Consider the following 7,123-nt stretch of genomic DNA (forward strand, 5'->3'; position numbering starts at 1 on the left):
TCAGTTCGCTTTCACCGCGGGCGCGACGCTGTGAAGCGCGCCCGGCTTGCGCAGATGGATCGTGGCGACGTCGTCGCTATAGACCTTCTCCCAGCCATCGACGCGATTGAGCAATTTGGTCGCTGCGCTTTGGGTGCGCAGCAAGGTTGCCTCGATGTCGTAGTCCTTCAGTAGCCGGAACAGATTGTCCGGCTCCATCAATCCGCTGGCATTGTTGTGATCGACCATCAGCTTTGTGCCGAACAATTCGGTCCGGCCATCGATGAAAGTGGGCACGCCGCGCGCAATCAGATAGCCGCCGAAATCGTAGTCGTTGAACACGCGGCTGAGATTGAGCTTCCTGAGTTCGGTCACCGCCGCGGCCGGCGCTCCCGTTGCGACCGGTGCGTAACGCTGCACGGCGCAAAGAACAAACGTAATCGCGATCAGACAGAGCGCGAGGCCGGCGAACAGCCAACCGCGCAGCGACGATGGCGCGGGCGCGGCTGGTTGATCAGGGAAGCCGATCCGCTCACCCAGCGGCCCGGCGAGGACCAGCGGCGCCAGAAGCGCCAACACTTCGGCATTGCGGACATGACTGAGGGCCATGAACACGAAGCCCATCACGAGTACGACGCGCATCGGCGGCAGCGCGATGCCGCGCCAGAGAGCCAGCGCGAACGCCGCCAGCACGGTCAGCTCCAGAGGTCCGGCATGATCGAAATTCGCAGGCCGCCATTCGCCGATCAGCGCCAGCGCTTCACCGAGATTGAGGATACGACGCGATGCCAGCAGCGAGTCCCAGCCATAGGGCGTCACGCAACTTGCAGCGAGCGCGGCGATGCCGAACAGCGCCCAGCGCAGCAAAAGCTTGCGCTGCGCGGAGGCCGGCGTGTGCCAGATGGCGTCGATACCGATCGGCCCGATCAACATCAAACCCAGGACGAAGCCACCATGCAGATTGGCCCATAGCGCCATCAGCGGCAGCAGCCAGAATGACGGCGCCGTCTTGCGGTCCATCGCGGTCACGAGACCCGCCACCCAGGCCACCATCACCGGCATTGCCAGCACATGCGGCCGCGCCATCAGATGCGGCGTCATCAGCGCCAGCGCCGTCGCAACGAAGATGATCGTCGCGGTGGCCGGCAGGCGCCTATCGAGAAAGCGCGTCAACACAGCCACCGTCGCAGCCAGTGCGGCAACAGCAAGCACCACCACCCCGGTCCAGCCAGCGCCGGCATAGGCAATCGCATAAAGCACCTGAGCCAGCCACTGGGTCGAGATCCATGGCTGGCCGTACATCGTAAAGGAATAGATATCGGTCGTCGGCACCGCGTGATGATCGAGAATCCACTGCCCCACGGCGATCTGCCAATACGGATCGGGATCTCTCAGGAGGGCGTTGCCTGCCGCGAACCACAGCGCATAGACCACAACCCCGACCCACAGCGGCAGCAGCCCTTGCAGTGGCCTGCGCGCCTCGGCGGAATGGGTGGCGGACATCGTCATGCTCGGCATGCCCCTGGAAAGTCGCAAGAAAAGCGCTGGAATACCGCAGCAAACCACGGCCGGGCATAATTTGGGGTAAATACCGGGCGGAACTCGTGAATCTGGTCTAGAGAAAGACTCAATTCGAGCCCTAATCCCGGATAATTGAATCAGATGGTTTAGGCCGTCTGAAAGGCCCGCTCCGCTACTGGCGGAGAACGAAGCTTCGAGATCATTCATGAAACGTATTTCACTGTTCCTGGCGGCAATGTTTGCGGTTGCCGCCCTGCCCCAGATGGCTTCGGCCCAGCAGCGCTCCGACTACGATGCCATGGTCGCCATGCATGCCCATGCCAATGGCGTGCCTGAGGCGCTGGTACATCGCGTCATCGTGCGCGAAAGCAAATATCACCCCAACCTGATCGGCCGCGGCGGCACCATCGGGCTGATGCAGATCAAGCTCGCGACTGCGCGCGGCGTTGGCTACACCGGCACCGCCGAAGGCCTCCGCGATCCCGACACCAATCTCACTTATGCGGTGAAATATCTCGCCGGCGCCTATCGCGCTGCGAACGGCAATCACAATCGCGCGGTGTCGTACTATGCCGGCGGTTACTACTATGCTGCGAAGCGCCAGCGCCGCGAGGTTTCCGCGCCGCCGCACCAGCCGATCTTTGCCAAGGATGCCGAGCGCCAGCGTCTGCAGGAGACGGCCAATGTCAATGCACAGGTTCCGAAGCCGTAACTGTGCGTGATTCGGTGGAATCCCAAGGGATTCCCTGGGCGCGTTGACACGCCCACCCATAGGTTTACATTAGAGTCGTTCCGAGGGGGGCTCCGACGAGGAGCTGAGATACCGCAAGCTCGCACTTTTCTTGTTCCGGAAAAGAAGCGCGAGACCGCGGTGACCCTTTGAACCTGATCCGGGTCATGCCGGCGAAGGGACAGGGATGTTTCAGACGACGCAATCTCCGCGCGGGGACTCTCCCGTAGCGGGTCAATCGATATCAGTTGTTGGTGCTGGCATTGCCGGTGCTTGGCAGGCGTTGATGCTTGCCAAGGCGGGGCACGCCGTGACGCTGCACGAGCGCAGCGACGCCGGCATGCACGACGCCACCAGCCATTGGGCCGGCGGCATGCTGGCGCCCTGGTGCGAAGCGGAAGTCTCCGAACCCGTGGTCTCCCGCCTCGGCCTGCGCGCGCTGGACCTGTGGCGCGACGAACTCCCCGACACGCCATTCAATGGCTCGCTGGTCGTCGCGCATGCGCGTGACCGCGCCGATTATGAGCGCTTCGCCCGGATGACATCTGGCCATACAAGGCTGGATGCGACGAAGCTCGCCGAGCTTGAGCCATCGCTGCAGGGGCAGTTTCGCGATGCACTGTTCTATCCCGGCGAAGGCCATGTCGAGCCGCGCCGCGTGTTGCCGCAACTCCATGCGCGGATCACCGCCGCCGGCGGCATCATCAAATACCACAGCGAGCAGCAGCCGAAAGATCTCGATGGACTCGTGATCGACTGCCGCGGCCTTGCTGCGCGCGACGATGCCGGCGCGCCGAAACTGCGCGGCGTCAAGGGCGAGATCATCATCGTCGAGACTGACGAAGTGCAGCTGTCGCGCCCGGTCCGCCTGATGCATCCACGCTGGCCGCTTTATGTGATTCCGCGCGCGGACAATCGCTTCATGCTCGGCGCCACCTCCATCGAAAGCGAGGACACCGGCGTCAGCGTGCGCTCCGCGCTCGAACTGCTCGGCGCTGCCTATGCCGTGCACCCGGCCTTTGCCGAAGCACGCATTCTCGAATTCGGCTCGGGCCTGCGTCCGGCTTTCCCCGACAACCTGCCGCGCATCGCGATCGACAAGAATACGATCACGGTGAACGGCCTCTATCGCCATGGCTTCCTGCTGGCACCTGCGCTGGCGGAGCTGACGCTCGATTATGTGCAGCGTGGCGAGATCGACAATGAGGTGATGCAATGCAAGTGATCGTCAATGGCGAGCGCCGCGAGATCGAGGCGTCGCATGTCGGCGCACTGCTCCAGGAGCTGGACTACGAAGGCACGCATTGTGCGATTGCTCTGAATTTCGACGTGGTGCCGCGCAGCCAGTGGGCGCACACGCCGCTGAAAGCCGGCGACGAGATCGAGATCATCACGCCGCGGCAGGGAGGCTGATTGCTGATGGTGAGTTTCTACGGCAAGGAATTCAAATCCCGCCTGCTGATCGGCAGCGCGCTCTATCCGTCGCCCGCGATCATGCAGGACGCGATCCGCGCGTCCGGCGCCGGCATCGTCACCGTGTCGCTGCGGCGCGAATCCGCGGGCGGCAAGACCGGTGATGCATTCTGGTCGCTGATCCGCGAACTCGACGTCACCGTGCTGCCCAACACCGCGGGCTGCCGCAGTGTGCGCGAGGCAGTCACGACCGCAAAGCTCGCGCGCGAATTGTTCGGCACGCCCTGGATCAAGCTGGAAGTCATCGCCGACAACGATACGCTGCAGCCCGATGTGGTTGGCCTCGTCGAAGCCGCCGATATCCTGATCAAGGACGGCTTCGAAGTCTTCCCCTATTGCACCGAGGACCTCAGCGTCGCGATGCGTCTGGTCGATGCCGGCTGCAAGGTGGTGATGCCATGGGCGGCGCCGATCGGCAGCGCGCGGGGCATCATCAATGCCGATGCCTTGAGGCTGCTGCGCGACCGCCTGCCCGATATCGCGCTGGTGGTCGATGCCGGCCTGGGCGCACCGTCGCACGCCGCCGAAGCACTAGAACTCGGCTATGACGCCGTGCTGCTCAACACCGCCGTCGCCAAGGCCGCCGATCCCGTGGCCATGGCCAATGCGTTCCGTCTCGCCGTCGATGCAGGCCGCATCGGCTATGAAGCCGGCCTGATGGGCGCGCGCGATTTCGCTTCCCCTTCCACTCCAGTCATCGGGACACCGTTCTGGCATGCCGTATCCTGACCGTTTCTATCCCGTCGTCGACACCGTAGCCTGGGTCAAGCGCCTGACCGCGCTCGGCGTCGGTACCGTCCAACTCCGCGCCAAGGATCTCGACGACGCCGCGGCGACAACGCTGTTTCGCGAGGCGCTGGCCGTCACCAATGGCACCAAGACGAAGCTGGTGGTGAACGACTACTGGCGCGTCGCCATCGAGCTCCAGGCGCAGCATCTGCATCTCGGCCAGGAAGACCTCGCCGACGCCGATGTTGCCGCGATCCGCAAGGCCGGCATCACTCTGGGCCTCTCCACCCATGACGAGGACGAACTCGAAACCGCATTGCGCGCCAATCCGGACTACATCGCGCTCGGGCCGATCTTCTTCACGACGTTGAAGTCCATGCGCTTCGCGCCACAGGGCATTCCGAAAATCTCGGTATGGAAGAAGCGCGTCGGCCCCCTGCCGCTGGTGGCGATCGGCGGCATCAAGTTCGAACAGGCCGAAGAGATCTTTGCCGCCGGCGCGGATTCCATCGCCGTCGTCAGCGACGTCACCCAACACGCAGACCCGGACGCCCGCGTCCATCAATGGCTTGGCGCATCCGCCAAAGCCGCCTGACATTTCAAGAACGACAACGGAGGATTAGTCCATGAACATCCGCTCCAATCCCGACACCACCCTGCCTGCCGTCACCACCGGCAACCTGCCCTCGTCGCGCAAGATCTACGCGATCCCGGAGAGCGCCCCCGACCTGCGCGTGCCGCTGCGTGAGATCATCCTCTCCGAAGGCGCTGGCGAGCCGAACCTGCCGGTCTATGACACGTCGGGTCCCTATACCGATCCGGACGTGCTGATCGACGTCAATAACGGTCTGTCCCGCGCGCGCCTCGAATGGGTCAAGGAACGCGGTGGCGTCGAGGAATATCAGGGCCGCGAGATCAAGCCGGAAGACAACGGCAATGTCGGCGCGGCGCATGCTGCGAAGTCCTTCAAGGCCTATCACAAGCCGCTGCGCGGCACCGGCGATGCGATGATCACGCAATATGAGTTCGCCCGCGCCGGCATCATCACCAAGGAAATGATCTACGTTGCCGAGCGCGAGAATCTTGGCCGCAAGGTGCAGCTCGAGCGCGCCGAGGCCGCGCGCGCCGACGGCGAGAGCTTCGGTGCCGAAGTGCCGCTGTTCGTCACGCCGGAATTCGTGCGCTCGGAAATCGCGCGCGGCCGCGCCATCATCCCCTGCAATATCAACCACGCCGAACTCGAGCCGATGATCATCGGCCGCAACTTCCTCACCAAGATCAACGCCAATATCGGCAACTCCGCCGTGACCTCGTCAGTGGAGGAAGAGGTCGACAAGATGGTGTGGGCGATCCGCTGGGGCGCCGACACCGTGATGGATCTGTCGACGGGCCGCAACATCCACACCACCCGCGAATGGATCCTGCGCAACGCGCCGATCCCGATCGGCACCGTTCCCATTTATCAGGCGCTGGAGAAGTGCGATGGCGATCCGGTCAAGCTGACCTGGGAGCTCTACAAGGACACGCTGATCGAGCAGTGCGAACAGGGCGTCGACTACTTCACCATCCATGCCGGCGTGCGGCTGGCCTATATCCACCTCACCGCCAACCGCGTCACCGGCATCGTCTCACGCGGTGGCTCGATCATGGCCAAGTGGTGCCTGGCGCATCACAAGGAGAGCTTCCTCTACACCCACTTCGAGGAAATCTGCGACATCATGCGCAAGTATGACGTGTCGTTCTCGCTCGGCGACGGGTTGCGTCCCGGCTCGATTGCGGATGCCAACGACCGCGCGCAATTCGCCGAACTGGAGACGCTCGGTGAACTCACCAAGGTGGCATGGGCTAAGGGCTGCCAGGTGATGATCGAAGGCCCCGGCCATGTGCCGCTGCACAAGATCAAGATCAACATGGACAAGCAGCTCAAGGAATGCGGCGAAGCGCCCTTCTACACCCTCGGGCCTCTGACCACCGATATCGCGCCGGGCTACGACCACATCACCTCGGGCATCGGCGCCGCCATGATCGGCTGGTTCGGCTGTTCGATGCTTTGCTACGTGACGCCGAAGGAGCATCTCGGCCTGCCCAATCGCGACGACGTCAAGGTCGGCGTGATCACCTACAAGATCGCGGCGCATGCCTCGGATCTCGCCAAGGGTCATCCCGCTGCGCAGCTCCGCGACGACGCGCTGTCACGCGCCCGCTTCGACTTCCGCTGGCAGGACCAGTTCAATCTCGGTCTCGATCCGGAAACCGCCGTCGCCTATCACGACGAGACGCTGCCGAAGGACGCCCACAAGGTCGCGCATTTCTGCTCGATGTGCGGACCGAAGTTCTGCTCGATGAAGATCACGCAGGACGTGCGCGACTATGCGGCGACCCTCGGCGATAACGAGAAGGCCGCGCTGAACCTCGGTGGCACAGCATCGATGGGCATGTCGATGAGTGGCGTGATCGAGGACGGCATGGCCAGCATGAGCCAGAAGTTCAAGGACATGGGCGAGCAGGTCTATGTCCAGGCGGAGGCTGTGAAGGCGAGCAACAAGGCGCTGTAAGCGTCGATTTTCCGCTCTGCCGGAATATTTGCGGAAAAGGCCGGGTAGTGTACCCGGCCTCAGACCGCTGACAAAGTCCTCGCCAATGGCGGGGACTTTTGATTCACTGGGTCATGCTTCGCAAACCCTCGCCGCA

7 protein-coding genes and 1 riboswitch are annotated in these 7,123 nt (G+C 63.3%); of the genes, 6 read left to right on the forward strand and 1 reads right to left on the reverse strand.

The window, feature by feature from the left end:
- On the reverse strand, positions 1-1,488 hold the full coding sequence (locus tag AC1RLZ_RS27385; protein WP_493191195.1) for a hypothetical protein: 1,488 nt from the start codon (positions 1,486-1,488) through the stop codon (positions 1-3).
- Positions 1,489-1,705: 217 nt separating this feature from the next.
- On the opposite strand from AC1RLZ_RS27385, the gene AC1RLZ_RS27390 reads away from it, so the two are divergent.
- The 6 genes from AC1RLZ_RS27390 to thiC all read left to right on the forward strand — a co-directional run bounded on the left by AC1RLZ_RS27390 (position 1,706) and on the right by thiC (position 6,987).
- Positions 1,706-2,212, forward strand: a complete 507-nt coding sequence (locus tag AC1RLZ_RS27390) for a transglycosylase SLT domain-containing protein (protein ID WP_493191196.1) — start codon at positions 1,706-1,708, stop codon at positions 2,210-2,212.
- Between the two features lie 73 nt (positions 2,213-2,285).
- Positions 2,286-2,429: riboswitch (TPP riboswitch) on the forward strand.
- Positions 2,418-3,455 (forward strand): FAD-dependent oxidoreductase, encoded by a 1,038-nt coding sequence (locus AC1RLZ_RS27395; protein ID WP_493191197.1) that lies wholly within the window; start codon positions 2,418-2,420, stop codon positions 3,453-3,455. (Overlaps the previous riboswitch by 12 nt.)
- Complete coding sequence (thiS, locus tag AC1RLZ_RS27400; RefSeq protein ID WP_493191198.1) at positions 3,446-3,643, forward strand: sulfur carrier protein ThiS; 198 nt, start codon at positions 3,446-3,448, stop codon at positions 3,641-3,643. Before AC1RLZ_RS27395 ends, thiS begins: the two co-directional genes overlap by 10 nt.
- Before the next feature lie 6 nt (positions 3,644-3,649).
- Positions 3,650-4,432 (forward strand): thiazole synthase, encoded by a 783-nt coding sequence (locus AC1RLZ_RS27405; RefSeq protein ID WP_493191203.1) that lies wholly within the window; start codon positions 3,650-3,652, stop codon positions 4,430-4,432.
- On the forward strand, positions 4,419-5,027 hold the full coding sequence (locus tag AC1RLZ_RS27410; protein ID WP_493191199.1) for a thiamine phosphate synthase: 609 nt from the start codon (positions 4,419-4,421) through the stop codon (positions 5,025-5,027). The genes AC1RLZ_RS27405 and AC1RLZ_RS27410 overlap by 14 nt, the downstream gene beginning before the upstream one ends.
- Positions 5,028-5,058: 31 nt before the next feature.
- On the forward strand, positions 5,059-6,987 hold the full coding sequence (thiC, locus tag AC1RLZ_RS27415) for a phosphomethylpyrimidine synthase ThiC (RefSeq protein ID WP_493191200.1): 1,929 nt from the start codon (positions 5,059-5,061) through the stop codon (positions 6,985-6,987).
- Positions 6,988-7,123: the final 136 nt, after the last annotated feature.

Source organism: Tardiphaga sp. GW822-FHT04G09 (genome assembly GCF_058800725.1).